This is a genomic window from Streptococcus sp., assembly GCF_032481935.1.
Classification (GTDB): domain Bacteria; phylum Bacillota; class Bacilli; order Lactobacillales; family Streptococcaceae; genus Streptococcus.
The window spans coordinates 21,671-38,849 of the sequence record NZ_JAWERU010000005.1 but is presented as its reverse complement, the minus strand read 5'-3'; the positions used below and the strand labels follow the sequence as shown (position 1 = coordinate 38,849).

At 41.4% G+C, this 17,179-nt stretch carries 12 protein-coding genes; 10 read left to right on the top strand and 2 right to left on the bottom strand.

The genetic code is table 11. The features are described 5' to 3' along the window. Window positions 1–357: 357 nt before the first annotated feature. On the bottom strand, window positions 358–2,442 hold the full coding sequence (locus E7C97_RS01475; RefSeq protein WP_301393406.1) for a GH92 family glycosyl hydrolase: 2,085 nt from the start codon (window positions 2,440–2,442) through the stop codon (window positions 358–360). Window positions 2,443–2,613: 171 nt separating this feature from the next. Between E7C97_RS01475 and E7C97_RS01470 the strand changes: the two genes are divergently transcribed. The 10 genes from E7C97_RS01470 to E7C97_RS01425 all read left to right on the top strand — a co-directional run bounded on the left by E7C97_RS01470 (window position 2,614) and on the right by E7C97_RS01425 (window position 16,049). Then, window positions 2,614–3,894, top strand: coding sequence for a glycoside hydrolase family 125 protein (locus E7C97_RS01470; RefSeq protein ID WP_316107831.1), 1,281 nt, complete (start codon window positions 2,614–2,616; stop codon window positions 3,892–3,894). A 76-nt stretch (window positions 3,895–3,970) separates the two neighbouring features. Then, entirely contained in the window at window positions 3,971–6,616 is a 2,646-nt protein-coding gene (locus E7C97_RS01465; protein ID WP_316107830.1) for an alpha-mannosidase, read from the top strand. An 84-nt stretch (window positions 6,617–6,700) separates the two neighbouring features. Next, complete coding sequence (locus tag E7C97_RS01460; protein WP_075228424.1) at window positions 6,701–7,570, top strand: ROK family protein; 870 nt, start codon at window positions 6,701–6,703, stop codon at window positions 7,568–7,570. Further along, the gene (locus tag E7C97_RS01455) at window positions 7,564–9,444 is read left to right on the top strand and encodes a beta-N-acetylhexosaminidase (RefSeq protein ID WP_316107829.1); all 1,881 of its coding nucleotides are present in this window, start codon (window positions 7,564–7,566) and stop codon (window positions 9,442–9,444) included. Before E7C97_RS01460 ends, E7C97_RS01455 begins: the two co-directional genes overlap by 7 nt. A gap of 206 nt (window positions 9,445–9,650) precedes the next feature. Next, entirely contained in the window at window positions 9,651–10,580 is a 930-nt protein-coding gene (locus tag E7C97_RS01450; RefSeq protein ID WP_001032156.1) for a sugar ABC transporter permease, read from the top strand. Window positions 10,581–10,593: 13 nt separating this feature from the next. Then, window positions 10,594–11,514 (top strand): carbohydrate ABC transporter permease, encoded by a 921-nt coding sequence (locus E7C97_RS01445; protein ID WP_001074703.1) that lies wholly within the window; start codon window positions 10,594–10,596, stop codon window positions 11,512–11,514. A gap of 109 nt (window positions 11,515–11,623) precedes the next feature. After that, a complete protein-coding gene (locus tag E7C97_RS01440) occupies window positions 11,624–13,108 on the top strand; it encodes an ABC transporter substrate-binding protein (RefSeq protein WP_301393395.1) in 1,485 nt (494 codons plus the stop codon). A 156-nt stretch (window positions 13,109–13,264) separates the two neighbouring features. Next, the gene (locus E7C97_RS01435) at window positions 13,265–13,954 is read left to right on the top strand and encodes a CPBP family intramembrane glutamic endopeptidase (RefSeq protein ID WP_301393393.1); all 690 of its coding nucleotides are present in this window, start codon (window positions 13,265–13,267) and stop codon (window positions 13,952–13,954) included. Window positions 13,955–14,082: 128 nt separating this feature from the next. Beyond that, entirely contained in the window at window positions 14,083–15,069 is a 987-nt protein-coding gene (locus tag E7C97_RS01430; protein WP_316107827.1) for a rhodanese-related sulfurtransferase, read from the top strand. A 122-nt stretch (window positions 15,070–15,191) separates the two neighbouring features. Further along, window positions 15,192–16,049 (top strand): DUF4299 family protein, encoded by an 858-nt coding sequence (locus E7C97_RS01425; RefSeq protein ID WP_316107826.1) that lies wholly within the window; start codon window positions 15,192–15,194, stop codon window positions 16,047–16,049. A gap of 155 nt (window positions 16,050–16,204) precedes the next feature. Here E7C97_RS01425 and E7C97_RS01420 read toward each other — a convergent pair whose 3' ends face one another. After that, window positions 16,205–17,161, bottom strand: a complete 957-nt coding sequence (locus E7C97_RS01420) for a DUF6574 domain-containing protein (RefSeq protein ID WP_316107824.1) — start codon at window positions 17,159–17,161, stop codon at window positions 16,205–16,207. Window positions 17,162–17,179: the final 18 nt, after the last annotated feature.

Here is a 17,179-nt window from a genome sequence, read left to right as displayed (position 1 = left end):
TCCTATAAAAAATGTAGGGGGAATTTATCAGCTGGAGTTTGTACTTGAGTAAAAGTTATACACAATCTGTGGATAACTTTGTGAAATAAACAATTGTTTTCCATATGTTAGTTTAGAAAAAAGAGATAGAATGTATGAGTTGGGTACTAAGCTAGTCGGTTATAAAGACTGATAGAACAGTCTATTGAGGGCGTTTTACTTTAGAATGTCAAAAAAATGGTTGAGAGAAATCGTTTGGAAGTACATGAAATTGATTTGAAAGTTGATTGAAAGTTATACACAGTCTGTGGATAACTTTGTGGAGGATTTGGTATAAATCAGAAAATCCCCTTGTACATGACAAAGGGATTTGAACTATTAGTGATTTGGTAACCAGCTGAGGGTAAAGTCGAGAGATTGGGCGTTTAGCAAATCCTGGTGACCAATACTCTGAACTTCTTTTCCGTCAAGATGACAGTCTTGTACAAAGTGGAAGTGTTCATGATTTTGTTGCGTGCGAATATCCAACCACTGTTTTTTTTCTGCTAGATAGACACGAAGGTGGTCAAAGAGTGGAATCCCAAGGTCATAAATAGCTTTTCCTGGGCAGGTCGGGTAAAGTCCAAGGGCAGACCAGACATACCAAGCCGATAAACTACCGTTATCCTCATCTCCTGGATAAGCATCCCAGCCAGCTCGAAAGGCTTTTTGACGGAGAGTCTTGATTAAGAGACTGGTGTACTGAGGATAATTACTGTAACGGAACAGATAAGGGATGTGGAAACTTGGTTGGTTTGAAATGGCTAGTTGACCAAATGGTGCTGTTGCCATTTCGCTCATCTCGTGAATTTCATATCCATAACCCGTCGTTTCAAAGAGTGGGAGACTTTGACAAGCTTTTAAGAGATAGTTGCTAAAGGCTTCTTTTCCACCCATTAGTTGACCAAGTCCAGAAATATCATGTAAGATGCCTAGGCTTGCTTGAATAGCTGAACACTCAGCATAATCACGGCCCCAACTATAAGGAGAAAAGTCAGGACGGAAGTTGCCATCTACATCACGCGCCCTCATATATCCTGTCTCAGGATCAAATAGATTCTGATAGTTTTTAGAATAGTGGGCATAGGTTTGTGCCAGCTCTTCTTGACCTAATTTTGCTGCGCAGGTAGAGATGCAAAAATCACTGTAAGCATAGTCTAGTGTGTGACTGACACTTTCGTGGTGGTCTGTGGATAAATAGCCCAGTTCTTGGTATTGAGCAAGGCCGTGTCGTCCGTTGATAGCTTTTGGATCTGCCTTGGTTGCAGTTTCAATCATGGCTTTAAGAAATTCTTCTTCAAGATCAGGTGCCATGCCTTTACAAGCACTATCGGCAATAAGACCATCAATCAAGGTGCCAGGCATCATGCCTCTTTCATCAGGGGCAAGCCACTTAGGGAGGTATCCGGTGTCACGGTAGCTATTGAGGAAGCCTTCGAGAAACTGACGATAGTGCTCTGGAATAATCAAGGCAAAGAGTGGGAATGACGTGCGGAAGGTATCCCAAAAACCATTGTTAGTAAAGAGAAGACCTGGTTTAACTGTTCCTGAAGCGAGGTCCATATGGATGATTTCGCCTTGCTCATTTACCTCATAGAAGGTTTGTGGGAAAAGAAAGAGTCTATAAAGACAGTGATCAAAAAATGTTCGGTTTACTGGACCAGTTTCCACGACATCAAAACGGCCTAGAAGGTCTTCCCAACTTTCTTTGGCGACTGCTTTTGTTTCTTCAAAATCCTGTTTAGGAAGATTAAAGAGGGCCTGTTCTTTGGAAATAAAAGAAGTTGCTAGTTGAACTTGAGCATCCGATTCGTCTAAGTCAATTCGCCAGTCCTGTCCCTCTTGCGTAATAGAAAGGATTTCTACAGAAAATGCGAGAGCAGTATACATGACGAGAGGACTTTTATTGGTTTCGGTTTCTCCTGCTTGTCTCAGGGCCAGAGTTCGCTTATCCACTTGTTCGACTGTCAGTTCATCTGTTGCATGAAGATAGAGGGAGAGTTCTTTTCCCTGTGTTTGTCTTAGTTGAATAGAAGCCCCGTAGCAAGTAGGACTTAGCTGCGTTTCAATCTGGTAGCGTTCAGAAAAAATCTTTAGAAAATGAGGATTGAACGTAGCGCGCTCAAGATTATAGGAGGACTGACGGTGGAAGAGAGTATCACCCTTGATTTCTCCTGTAATTGGTGTCAGCAAGAGCCAGGAGTAATCGCCAATCCAAGGGCTAGGTTGGTGGGTTAGTCGAATACCCTGAAAGATAGGAAGATGGGGATCAAAGAACCAAGATCCTTCCTGGTCACTAGTCTGGGGTACAAAGTAATTCATGCCAAAAGGAACCCCTGTGTAAGGTAGGGTGTTTCCTCGTGAAAATGCATGTTTACTGGCTGTTCCAAAACGCGTATCAATGGTTTCAAGTATAGGTTTCATAGTAATTCCTTCAGTAGTTTTCTACATTATATCAGAAAAAGGAGACATTTAGAAAGCGACTTCAAAATATAACAATTTTGTAGAATAATGACTAACATTTGTGTATATATTTTCTGGACTAAAAGCTATATACTGAAAATGAAAATCTGTTTGAAAGAGGCAAAATAGTTTATGGTATATTCAAAAGAAATTGTCAGAGAGTGGCTAGATGAGGTGGCAGAGCGTGCTAAAGATCATCCTGAATGGGTAGATGTCTTTGAACGTTGCTATACAGACACTTTAGACAATACAGTTGAGATATTGGAAGACGGCTCGACCTTTGTACTGACTGGAGATATCCCAGCTATGTGGCTCCGTGATTCAACTGCTCAGCTGAGACCTTACCTCCATGTGGCAAAAAGAGATCCTCGTTTGCGTCAGACCATTGCTGGTTTGGTTAAACGTCAGATGACTTTGATTCTCAAAGATCCCTATGCCAATTCTTTCAATATTGAGGAGAACTGGAAAGGCCACCACGAGACAGACCATACAGACTTGAATGGCTGGATTTGGGAGCGCAAGTATGAAGTTGATTCGCTTTGCTATCCCTTGCAGTTGGCTTACCTCCTTTGGAAGGAAACTGGTGAGACTAGCCAATTTGATGAAACCTTTGTCACTGCGACCAAGGAAATCCTTCATCTTTGGACGGTGGAACAAGATCATAAGAACTCGCCTTATCGCTTCGTTCGTGATACCGATCGTAAGGAAGATACCTTGGTCAATGACGGCTTTGGACCAGATTTCGCTGTGACAGGGATGACCTGGTCAGCCTTTCGTCCAAGCGATGACTGCTGTCAGTATAGCTATTTGATTCCATCCAATATGTTTGCAGTAGTTGTTTTGGGTTATGTCCAGGAAATCTTTGCAGAATTGAATCTAGCTGATAGTGAAAGTATTATTGCTGATGCCAAACGCCTCCAAACTGAGATTCAAGAAGGAATCGAAAACTACGCCTACACCACTAACAGCAAGGGTGAAAAGATTTACTCCTTTGAGGTAGATGGTTTGGGAAATGCTAGTATCATGGACGATCCTAACGTGCCAAGTTTGTTGGCTGCTCCATATCTTGGTTACTGTGATGTCAATGACGAAGTGTATCAAGCTACTCGTCGCACCATTCTTAGTCCTGAAAATCCTTACTTCTACCAAGGAGAGTACGCAAGTGGACTCGGAAGTTCACATACCTTCTACCGCTATATCTGGCCGATTGCCTTATCTATCCAAGGATTGACAACGACGGATAAGGCGGAGAAAAAACATTTGCTAGATCAACTCGTTGCCTGCGATGGTGGAACAGGTGTCATGCACGAAAGCTTCCACGTAGACGATCCGACTCTCTACTCTCGTGAATGGTTCTCATGGGCCAACATGATGTTTTGCGAATTGGTCTTGGATTACCTAGATATTCGCTAATGAGCCTTAGCTCAATAGGTTCTTGCAAAGAATCACAAATATATTTTTAAATTTAAGTTAGAATGAGGTTTTACTCATGGAAAATGTTGTTGTACATATTATCTCTCACAGCCACTGGGATCGTGAGTGGTATTTACCGTTTGAAAGTCACCGTATGCAATTGGTGGAACTTTTTGACAATCTTTTTGATCTTTTTGAAAATGACCCTGAATTCAAGAGCTTCCACTTGGATGGACAAACCATTGTCCTTGATGACTATTTAGAAATTCGTCCTGAAAACCGTGACAAGGTGCAGCGTTATATCGACGAAGGCAAGCTCAAGATTGGTCCTTTTTACATCTTGCAGGATGATTACTTGATCTCCAGTGAAGCCAATGTCCGTAATACCTTGATTGGTCAAGCTGAATGTGCTAAATGGGGCAAATCTACGCAGATTGGTTACTTCCCTGATACATTTGGAAATATGGGGCAAGCTCCTCAAATCCTTCAAAAATCAGGCATCCACGTAGCGGCCTTTGGGCGTGGGGTCAAACCAATCGGATTTGACAACCAGGTCCTCGAAGACGAGCAATTCACCTCTCAATTTTCTGAAATGTACTGGCAGGGAGCTGATGGTAGCCGTGTGCTTGGGATTCTCTTTGCTAACTGGTACAGTAACGGGAATGAAATTCCAGTTGATAAAGATGAAGCCTTGACCTTCTGGAAACAAAAATTGGCAGACGTTCGCGACTATGCTTCGACCAACCAATGGTTGATGATGAATGGCTGTGACCACCAACCAGTTCAACGAAACTTGAGTGAAGCCATTCGTGTAGCCAATGAACTTTTCCCTGACGTGACCTTTGTTCACAGCTCTTTTGATGAATACGTTCAAGCAGTGGAAAGTGCACTTCCTGAACACCTGTCAACTGTTACAGGTGAGTTGACTAGCCAGGAAACGGATGGTTGGTACACCCTTGCCAATACCTCATCTTCACGTATTTATCTCAAACAAGCCTTCCAAGAAAACAGCAACCTGTTAGAGCAGGTCGTGGAACCGTTGACTATTCTCACAGGTGGACATAACCACAAGGATCAATTAACTTATGCTTGGAAAGTACTTTTGCAAAATGCACCACACGATAGCATCTGTGGATGTAGTATTGATGAAGTACACCGTGAAATGGAAACTCGCTTTGCCAAGGTCAATCAAGTCGGAAACTTTGTCAAAACAAACCTTCTCAATGAATGGAAACACAAAATAGCAACTCAGGAAGCGCAAAGTGACCACCTCTTTACGGTTATTAACACTGGATTACATGATAAGGTTGATACAGTTAGTGTTGTAGTGGATGTTGTTACTTGTGATTTCAAAGAATTGCATCCAACAGAAGGCTACAAGAAGATGGCAGCTGTGACCTTGCCAGATTACCATGTTGAAGATTTGGATGGTCATGTCCTTGAAGCCAAGATTGAAGACTTGGGAGCAAGTTTTGGTTATACCTTGCCTAAGGATAAATTCCGCCAACCATATATTGCACGCCAAGTGCGCGTGACAATCCCAGTCCACCTTGCTCCGCTTTCTTGGGCAAGCTTCCAATTGGTCGAAGGTCAAGTAGATCACCGTGATGGTATTTACCAAAATGGAGTCATTGATACACCATTCGTAACTGTGAGTGTAGACCAAGGAATTACAGTCTACGACAAGACTACAAACGAAGCTTATGAAGATTTCATCCAATTCGAGGACTGTGGAGATATTGGTAACGAGTACATTTATTTCCAACCAAAAGGAACAGAGCCAATCTTTGCGCAACTGAAAGGTTATGAAGTTCTAGAAAACAATGCTCGCTATGCTAAGGTCTTGCTCAAACACGACTTGACTATCCCAGTCAGTGCAGATGAAAAATTGGATGCTGAACAAAGAGGAATCATCGAATTCATGAAACGAGACGCAGGTCGTTCAGAAGAGTTGACAACCATTCCTCTTGAAACAGAGATGACTGTCTTTGTGGACAATCCACAGATTCGTTTCAAGACTCGCTTTACCAATACAGCCAAAGACCACCGCATTCGTCTCTTGGTCAAAACTCATAACACACGCCCAAGTAATGATTCTGAAAGCATCTATGAAGTTGTGACAAGACCAAATAAACCGGCAGCTTCTTGGGAAAATCCTGAAAATCCACAACACCAACAAGCCTTTGTCAGTTTGTATGATGATGTAAAAGGAGTGACCGTATCCAATAAAGGATTGCACGAATACGAAATCCTTGGAGACGACACCATGGCTGTAACTCTTCTCCGTGCTTCAGGTGAGCTAGGTGACTGGGGCTACTTCCCAACGCCAGAAGCCCAGTGCTTGCGCGATATCGAAGTTGAGTTTGCAGTAGAATGCCATCAAGCAGGCGAACGTTTCTCAGCCTTCCGTCGCGCCAAAGCCTTCCAGGTGCCATTTACAGCTCTTCAAGTTGCAAAACAAGAAGGTAGCGTCGCAGCAACAGGTAGTCTCTTCAATCATGCGGCACTGAACTTGCCACAAGTCTGCCCAACAGCCTTTAAAGTTGCCGAAAATGAAGAAGGCTACGTCCTTCGTTATTACAATATGAGTCAAGAAAATGTTCGCGTGTCTGACAAACAACAAACCATTCTTGACTTATTGGAACGACCATATCCAGTTCATTCAGGACTATTGGCGCCACAAGAAATTCGTACAGAATTGATTAAAAAAGAAGAAATTTAATTTCAAAAAGAAAACATAAACAGAAAGGAGGAGCGAAAAAGTAAGAACCAACTGCTGATTCGCTCCTTTTTACAGGTGAAAGCCATGACCCTTGCAACCATTGATATTGGAGGAACTGGCATTAAGTTTGCTAGTCTAACTCCTGATGGAAAGATTTTAGATAAGAACAGCACACCAACCCCAGAGACTCTAGAAGAGTTGCTTGCTTGGTTGGACCAACGTTTGTCAGAACAAGACTATCGTGGGATTGCTATGAGTGTGCCAGGTGCAGTTAACCAAAAAACAGGAGTGATTGAGGGAATTAGCGCCATTCCTTACATCCATGGTTTTTCTTGGTATGAGGCCCTTGCTCATCATAAGCTTCCTGTCCACCTAGAAAATGATGCCAACTGTGTTGGGCTCAGTGAATTGCTAGCTCATCCTGAGATTGAAAATGCAGCCTGTGTCGTGATTGGCACAGGAATCGGTGGAGCCATGATTATCAATGGAAAACTTCACCGAGGTCGTCATGGCTTGGGCGGTGAGTTTGGCTACATGACAACCATCGAGCCTGCAGAAAAGCTCAACAACTGGTCGCTACTAGCTTCTACGGGAAACATGGTTCGTTATGTGATTGAGAAATCAGGTCAGTCTGACTGGGATGGCCGTAAGATTTACCAAGAGGCTGCAGCAGGAAATGCCCTCTGCCAAGAAGCCATTGAACGCATGAACCGTAACCTAGCTCAAGGCCTGCTCAATATCCAGTACTTAATCGACCCAGATGTCATTAGCCTAGGTGGTTCTATCAGTCAGAACCCAGATTTTATCAAAGGCGTTCAAAAAGCAGTAGACGCCTTTGTGGAAAGATATGAAGAATATACTATCGCTCCAGTCATTCAAGCTTGCACCTATCATGCAGATGCCAATCTATACGGTGCCCTTGTCAACTGGTTACAGGAGGAAAACCAATGGTAAGTTTTACAGGACTTAGTCCCAAACAAGCCCAAGCTATCGAAGTCTTAAAAAATCACATTTCTCTACCGGATGTAGAAGTGGCAGTTGCTCAGTCTGACCAAGCTTCTATCTCTATCAAGGGTGAGAATGGGCAGTATCAACTGACCTACCGTAAACCTCATCAACTCTACCGTGCCTTGTCTGTGCTAGCAACAGCTTTAACAGAAGGAGACAAAGTAGAGATTGAAGAACAGGCTGCTTACGAAGATTTAGCCTATATGGCTGACTGTTCGCGCAATGCCGTGCTCAATGTCGCATCTGCCAAGCAGATGATTGAAGTCTTAGCTCTGATGGGTTATTCAACCTTTGAGCTCTACATGGAAGACACTTATCAAATCGAGGGGCAACCATACTTTGGCTATTTCCGTGGAGCATACTCAGCTGAAGAGTTACAGGAAATTGAAGCCCACGCTCATCAGTTTGATATGACCTTTGTCCCATGTATCCAGACCTTGGCCCACTTATCAGCCTTTGTAAAATGGGGTGTCAAGGAAGTCCAGCAACTTCGTGATGTAGAGGACATTCTCCTCATCGGCGAAGAAAAAGTTTACGACTTAATTGACGGCATGTTTGCGACTTTGTCTAAACTGCAAACTCGCAAGGTCAATATCGGAATGGACGAAGCCCACTTGGTTGGTTTGGGACGTTATCTTATCCTGAACGGTGTAGTTGATCGTAGCCTCCTCATGTGCCAACACTTGGAGCGCGTACTGGATATTGCAGACAAGTATGGTTTCCACTGCCAGATGTGGAGCGATATGTTCTTTAAACTCATGTCAGCAGATGGCCAGTATGACCGTGATGTGGAAATTCCAGAGGAAACGCGCGTTTATCTTGACCGTCTCAAAGACCGTGTGACCTTGGTTTACTGGGATTATTATCAGGATAGCGAAGAAAAATACAATCGTAACTTCAGTAACCATCACAAGATTAGCCAGGATATCGCCTTTGCAGGTGGTGCTTGGAAGTGGATTGGCTTTACACCTCATAACCATTTCAGCCGTCTCATTGCTCTTGAAGCAAACAAAGCCTGCCGTGCCAATCAGATCAAAGAAGTCATTGTGACTGGTTGGGGAGATAATGGTGGTGAAACAGCCCAGTTCTCGATCCTACCAAGCTTACAAATCTGGGCAGAACTCAGCTACCGCAATGATTTAGAGCGTCTATCTGCCCACTTCAAGACCAATACAGGTCTATCCGTTGAGGACTTCATGCAGCTGGATCTAGCCAACCTCTTGCCAGACCTACCAGGTAATATACATGGTATCAACCCCAACCGCTATGTCTTTTATCAGGATGTCCTCTGTCCAATCCTTGACAAGCACATGACTCCTGAACAGGACAAACCTCACTTTGCCCAGGCAGCTGAAACCCTTTCTGACATTAAAGAGAAAGCTGGGAACTATGCCTACCTCTTTGAGACTCAGGCCCAATTGAATACCATTTTAAGTAGCAAGGTTGATGTGGGACGACGCATCCGTCAAGCCTATCAAGCAGGCGATAAAGAGAGCTTACAACAAATTGCTAGAGAAGAATTACCAAAACTCCGAAGCGAGATTGAAAACTTCCACAAGCTCTTTAGCCACCAATGGTTGAAAGAGAACAAGGTCTTTGGTTTGGATACAGTAGATATCCGCATGGGTGGACTCTTGCAGCGGATCAAGCGCGCAGAAAGCCGCATTGAAAACTACCTAGCAGGCGAAATTTCTCGTATCGACGAACTAGAAGTAGACATCTTGCCATTTAATGATTTCTACGGAGACAAGGACTTCGCAGCAACAACAGCCAACCAATGGCATACCATTGCGACAGCTTCGACCATTTATACAACCTAGAAAAACTCTATTCAGGAAGAAAGTTTCTCGTGAAACACACTTCTTATTATAAAAAAAGTTCTCCACATAAAATAATTTGTGGAGTTTTTTCTATAATTAGTAGTTTAAACTATCCTTAAAATAAGAGTATACTATTTTTGTAAACGTTATCAAGTCTAAAAATTGTGAGATTATCAAGTTTTAGAAAAATAAAAAGGGAGGAAATTATGAACAAGTTTTCAAAAACTTTGAGAGATAATTGGATATTTCTCTTAATGGTTTTACCAGGGACACTTTGGTTGATCTTATTCTTCTATATCCCAGTATTTGGAAATGTGGTTGCCTTCAAAGACTACCATATGACTGGTGAAGGATTCGTCCACAGTATTATAAATAGTAAATGGGTTGGACTAGATAACTTCAGATTCTTATTTAGTTCAAAAGATGCCTTTGTCATCACTCGAAACACTGTCCTTTACAACCTTGGATTTATCTTTATCGGTTTGATCGTATCGGTTGGGATTGCCATTATCCTTAGTGAACTTCGCTCTAAGCAAATGGTTAAAATCTACCAAACTTCTATGTTATTCCCGTACTTCCTATCTTGGGTTATCATCAGTTTCTTTACAGATGCTTTCCTAAATATCGATAAAGGGCTTATCAATCACACCTTAGAAGCTCTCGGGATGAAGGGTATTAACTTCTACGCAGACATCAGTATCTGGCCTTACCTCCTCCTTTTCCTAGGTATCTGGAAAGGCTTCGGATACAGTAGTGTTATGTACTACGCTACAATCATGGGTATTGACCCAACTTACTACGAAGCAGCGACAGTGGACGGTGCTAGCAAATGGCAACGTATCCGCAACGTAACCATCCCTCAGTTGACACCACTTGTGACAGTATTGACCATCCTTGCAGTCGGAAACATCTTCCGTGCAGACTTCGGTCTCTTCTATCAAATCCCTCACAACGCTGGTCAGCTCTATAGCGTAACAAACGTATTGGATGTCTATGTCTTTAATGGTTTGACACAGACAGCAGACATCGGTATGGCTTCAGCAGCCGGTCTCTATCAGTCAGTCGTCGGTTTGATTCTGGTTATCCTATCAAACTTACTTGCAAGACGTGTTGATCCTAACTCAGCACTATTCTAGAAAGGAGGAGCATATGGCAAAAAAAATTCAAAAAGAAAAAATTGATAATGTTGGCATACACTCCTTCAGCAAGAAAGCAGATATCTTCTTTAGTATCATTTCTGGTTTGCTGGCCTTCTCTTGTATCTTGCCTTTCATCTTTGTCATCATTATCTCAATTACAGATGAGAAGAGTATCGTTCAATATGGATATAGCTTCTTCCCATCACAATTTGGATTAGATGGTTTTGAGTTTTTGGCTCAGTTCAAAGATAAGATTTTACAAGCGCTCTTTATCTCAGTATTTGTGACAGTTGTCGGTACATTGACAAACGTCTTTATCACGACAACTTACGCCTATGCCATCTCACGTTCAACATTTAAGTATCGTAAATTCTTTACAATCTTCGCTCTTCTTAGTATGTTGTTCAATGCTGGTTTGGTACCAGGCTATATCGTGGTAACTCAATTGCTTCACCTTGGTGATACTATTTGGGCCTTGATTGTTCCAATGCTTCTATCACCATTCAACATCATGTTGATGCGATCCTTCTTCAAGAAAACCATCCCAGAAGCAATCCTCGAATCAGCTCGTATCGATGGAGCTAGTGAAGCTCGTATCTTCTTCCAAATCTGTTTGCCACTGTCATTACCAGGTATCGCAACGATCACACTATTGACAGCGCTTGGATTCTGGAATGACTGGTTTAACGCCCTTCTTTACATCAAGAGTGATAACTTGTATCCATTGCAATATTTGCTCATGCAAATTCAAAACAACATGGATTACATTGCTAAGTCAGTTGGTATGTCAGGACAACTTGCGGTTGCCCTACCAAAAGAAACAGGTCGTATGGCCATGGTCGTAGTTGCGACTGTTCCGATTGCGATCCTCTACCCATTCTTCCAACGCTACTTTGTAAAAGGTTTGACTATCGGTGGTGTTAAAGAGTAAGGAAGTTTAAGAAACATTGTTTCTTCTCTAACTCTGATTTTTCTGACAAAGGAAAATCAACAATCTAATTTTGTTAATAACTTTAAAAATAAAAAAAGGAGTTTTTATAATGAAAAACTGGAAAAAATATGCTTTTGCATCTGCTAGCCTTGTCGCTTTAGCTGCTAGCCTTGCAGCTTGTGGAAACCTTAAAGGAAATAACCAAAAAGCTGCTGAATCATCATCATCAGGTGATACAACTGTTATCAAAATGTACCAAATCGGTGACAAACCAGATAACTTGGATGAATTGCTAGAAAATGCAAACAAAATCATCGGAGAAAAAGTTGGCGCTAAGTTGGATATCCAATACCTTGGTTGGGGTGACTACAGCAAGAAAATGTCAGTTATCACTTCATCAGGTGAAAACTATGATATCGCCTTTGCAGATAACTATGTCGTAAACGCTCAAAAAGGTGCTTATGCTGACTTGACAGAATTGTACAAGAAAGAAGGAGCTGACCTTTACAAAGCGCTTGACCCAGCTTACATCAAAGGTAACACTGTAAACGGTAAAATCTATGCAGTTCCAGTTGCAGCCAACGTTGCATCTTCACAAAACTTTGCTTTCAACGGCCCACTTCTTGAAAAATATGGAATCGATATCTCAGGTGTAACTTCATACGAAACACTTGAACCAGTATTGAAACAAATCAAAGAAAAAGCTCCAGATGTAATGCCATTTGCTGTTGGTAAAAACTTTATCCCATCAGAAAACTTTGACTACCCAGTTGCAAACGGACTTCCATTCGTCATTGACCTTGAAGGCGACACTACTAAGATCGTAAACCGTTACGAAGTTCCTCGTTTCGTAGAACACTTGAAGACTCTTCACAAATTCTATGAAGCAGGATACATTCCAAAAGACGTAGCAACAAGCGAAACTTCATATGATCTTACTCAAGATACTTGGCTTGTTCGCGAAGAAACAGTAGGACCAGCTGACTACGGTAGCAGCTTGCTTTCTCGTGTTGCTAACAGAGACATCCAAATCAAACCATTTACTAACTTCATCAAGAAAAACCAAACAACTCAAGTTGCAAACTTTGTAATCTCAAACAACTCTAAGAACAAAGAAAAAGCAATGGAAGTGTTGAACCTCTTGAACACTAACCCAGAACTCTTGAACGGACTTGTTTATGGACCAGAAGGCAAGAACTGGGAAAAAGTTGCAGGTAAAGAAAACCGTGTTAAAGTCCTTGATGGATACAAAGGAAACACTCACATGTCAGGATGGAACACTGGTAACAACTGGATCCTTTACATCAACGAAAACGTTACAGATGAACAAATTGCACAATCTAAGAAAGATTTGGAAACTGCAAAAGAATCTCCAGCGCTTGGATTCATCTTCAACACTGACAATGTGAAATCTGAAATTTCAGCTATTACTAACACTATGCAACAATTCGATACAGCTATCAACACTGGTACTGTAGACCCTGAAAAAGCTATTCCAGAATTGATGGAAAAACTTAAATCTGAAGGTGCTTACCAAAAAGTATTGGATGAAATGCAAAAACAATACGACGAATTCTTGAAAAGCAAAAAATAAGATAGATTGATTTCGTGTATTCATTCCTAAAAAGAGCGATCACTGCCTTATCTGGTTTTTCCAGATGGGGTGGTGATTCTTTTTATAATAAATACATATAATTATTTGTATTTTGTTCAGAGTTTTGCTCTTACATTTAACATAGGTTATAGTCATATGAAAAAATATCATCCATTCTTTAAAATAAGCGCAATCTTATCCTACCTATTTTTCGTATATGGACTTTCTCAGTTGACGCTTATGATCCAAAATTACTGGCAATTTTCTTCTCAAATTGGCAATTTTTTCTGGATCCGAAACCTTGTCAGTCTTGTCTTTATTGGCATCATGATAGGAATTTTAATCAATACAGGACATGGATATCTTTTTGTTATTTCAAAGAAAAAATGGCTGTGGTATACAGTGCTGACAATTCTCGTAGCTGTGCTTCATATAACGTTTAATTTCCAAACGGCTAGACATGTTCAGTCTACCTATGAAGGTTGGGCCGTGTTGATCGGTTATAGTGAGACAAATTTTGCCGAGTTGGGACTCTATCTAACCTTATTTTTCCTAGGTCCTCTGATGGAAGAGTTGATATATAGGGGCTTGTTCCAACATGCCTTCTTTAAAGATTCGAAATTTGGGCTTGACCTGATTCTTCCTTCGGTTTTGTTTGCTCTTCCTCACTTTTCAAGCTTTCCCAATTTCCTAGATATTCTTGTTTTTTCGTCATTTGGAGTGTTTTGTGCGGGTTTAACTCGCTATACAAAGAGTATCTATCCTGGTTATATCGTTCATGTTATCAATAATATTGTCGCAACCTTACCATTTTTGGTAACCTTTCTTCATCGAATATTTAGCTGAAACAAGATCTGAAACTGGGTCTTGTTTTCATTTTTCGGTCAAATAAATTGCATTCGCTTTCTTGGGAGAGTATACTGGTATAGTTGAATGAAAAATTCTGATAATTTAATCTTAGAAAAGAGAAGCAAATGTCAAAAGATATTCGAGTTTTACTTTACTATAAATATGTTCCCATCGAAAACGCGGAACAATTTGCTACAGACCACTTGGCTTTCTGTAAGTCTATCGGCCTAAAAGGTCGTATCCTAGTCGCTGACGAAGGGATCAACGGAACCGTTTCTGGAGACTACGAAACAACGCAAAAATACATGGACTACGTTCACAGCCTTCCAGGTATGGAAGACCTCTGGTTCAAGATTGACGAAGAAAGTGAGCAAGCCTTCAAGAAGATGTTTGTTCGCTACAAGAAAGAGATTGTCCACCTTGGTTTAGAGGATGATAACTTTGACAACGACATCGACCCACTTGAAACAACAGGTGCTTACTTGTCTCCAAAAGAATTCAAAGAAGCCCTCCTAGACGAAGATACAGTTGTCCTTGATACTCGGAATGACTACGAGTACGATCTTGGTCACTTCCGTGGGGCTATTCGTCCAGATATCCGCAACTTCCGTGAATTGCCACAATGGGTCCGTGATAACAAGGAAAAGTTTATGGACAAGCGCGTCGTAGTTTACTGTACTGGTGGAGTCCGCTGTGAGAAATTCTCTGGTTGGATGGTTCGTGAAGGCTACAAAGATGTCGGTCAATTGCATGGAGGAATCGCGACTTACGGGAAAGACCCAGAAGTTCAAGGGGAACTTTGGGATGGTAAAATGTACGTTTTTGACGAGCGTATCGCAGTCGATGTCAACCATGTTAACCCAACTATCGTAGGGAAAGATTGGTTTGATGGAACACCATGTGAACGCTATGTCAACTGTGGAAATCCATTCTGTAACCGTCGTATCTTGGCATCAGAAGACAATGAAGATAAATACCTTCGTGGCTGCTCGCACGAGTGTCGTGTTCACCCACGTAATCGCTATGTTTTAGAACATGAATTGACACAAGACCAAGTCATCGAGCGTCTAGCAGCGATTGGTGAGAACCTAGATCATTCTGAAGTCGTATAATAGTATCAACAGTCCTGACGGGCTGTTTTTCTATGCTTTTGACTAAAAAATCTTAAATTTGTTTCTGCATCTTTCAGGAAAATGGTGTATACTATATGTAAACGATTTCAAAGGAGACCATTATGGTGAAGACATTTTTTATTCCAAATAAACAAAGTATTTTAGGACAACAGGAGATTTTAACAGCTAAGTCAGTCTTGGCCCTAGTAGATGGCTTAGAGTCACATAGTTATGATGCCGTCTATCTTCGTCAACCCCTCAATCGTCTTGAGTATATCGAGTGTGGAATCGTAGGCAAGTCTCAATTTCTCTTTAAAGTTCGTTATGTAGATGCTCAAAAAGGCTATCAAGTGATCATTCCTGACCTGATTACAAGAGCTGACTGGGAGATTGTAGAAGGGCTCTTGCGGGCTTTGTCTAGCAAGGTTGGTGAAGCGGTTGAAGGCTTGGCAGACTTTGATTTGGAAAACTATTTCCAAGAAACGGTTAAGAACTATCTAGCTGATAAGGCTGCTCATTTGGCCTTTTGCCAAGGAATTCTATTAACTATTTTCTTTGATAAGAAGGATTTAGAAAGTTTCCTAGAAGAAGATGGACTGGCACGTTTTGAAGAATTAGTTAAGAGGGTTCAAGGGTCAGATGCTTATCCTGCAAGTGCTAAATTCTACCCAGATGGTGAGGGTAAGGTTCATGGAATCTACCACCTGGCTCAAGGAGTAAAGACTATTTTGCCAAAAGGTCCTGTTGTTCCTGTACCTTATGTTGAGCAGTTGGCTGGTAAGGATCTTGTCTGGGAGATTGACCTGGTGAAAATATCTGGAGATGGTTCTAAGCCTGAAGACTATGAAGCGGTAGCTAGACTGGATTACCAAGCCTTTTTAGAAGTTCTACCAAAGGAACTTTGTCAGGATTTGGATGCCAACCAAGTAGAGGTAGGACCAGTTTCAGGAGAGGATTTTGAAGCCTTAGCAAATAGATAAATAAGGAATCTGTGACAAAAGTTTCTATAAAGTAAAAAAGCGGACAAGATTAGTTTTCTGATTATCAGAATTCGGTCTTGTTCGCTTTTTTGTTTTTAAAATTTTATAGTAATGATCCTCTAAAGCTAATATCTTTCTATCTCGCTATCTTTATCTTACATAAAAGCTAGGATTCGTAGATATTCAAAAACCAGAGTCATTTCTGCTAGGAAGAAGAGAAATAGGATACCACCGTTAACTAGAAATGCTAAGAGAAGGCGATAGAAGGAGTCAGTTTGGCTATCTTTACTTGGTCTTGAGATGGTATAAAGGTTGGCAAGAAGTACCAGACCAATGCTAATGAGGCAAAGAAGAGCCGCAAAACGTAGACTATTAAAGAAGGCAAAGAAACTCGCAATACCCGTGAGCAGGAGAGGAAGGGCGAAGAGTTTGCTATACTCTTGCAAGGCTTTTTCCAGTGTCCAGTCATTGTCCTGATTGACAAAACGTTTAACCACGAATCCACCCATAAGGATAGAAAAGAAGAATAAGCTTGTAGCTACCAAGATGGAGAAGATAGAAAAGAGATTCAGTGAAGGGAACTGCTCGCTGACATGAGAGTTGATAGCCGCCATATGGCCGTAGTAGTTATGCTTGATATGATAAATCGCACAGAAGAAACTAAGAGCAGAAAAGATAGTCAGCAGGGCAAAGGCATTATAACTATGTTTTTTATCTGTATCAATGCTTGCTGTCGGTTCTTTAAGGGCACCTTGTAGCCAAAACCAAAGATCAGCCAGTTCTTCTTTGAATACTGCGAATAGCGCTGTTTTGGTAGATACAGAATCTGGTAAAAACGGGCTTTCCAAAGATTGACTTTTCTGAGAAGCTTCTTTAATAGGTTCTTCTGACTCGTCTATCTTTTCTGATTTTTCAGCGAGTTCTTCAGTCTCTACAGTTTCCTCACTAGTTTCCTTATCTTCTGGATTGGCTTGAGGATTTTCCTCAACTACTGGCGCCTCTTCTCTTGTCTCTGAATCTTCTTCAAGGAGAACTGAGTCGGATGGGCTATCTTTTTTATCATTGTTGGCTGTTTTTTCGAAATCAGCACTTTCAAACCATTCTTGAGTCATAATAGACCTCCCTTTTTT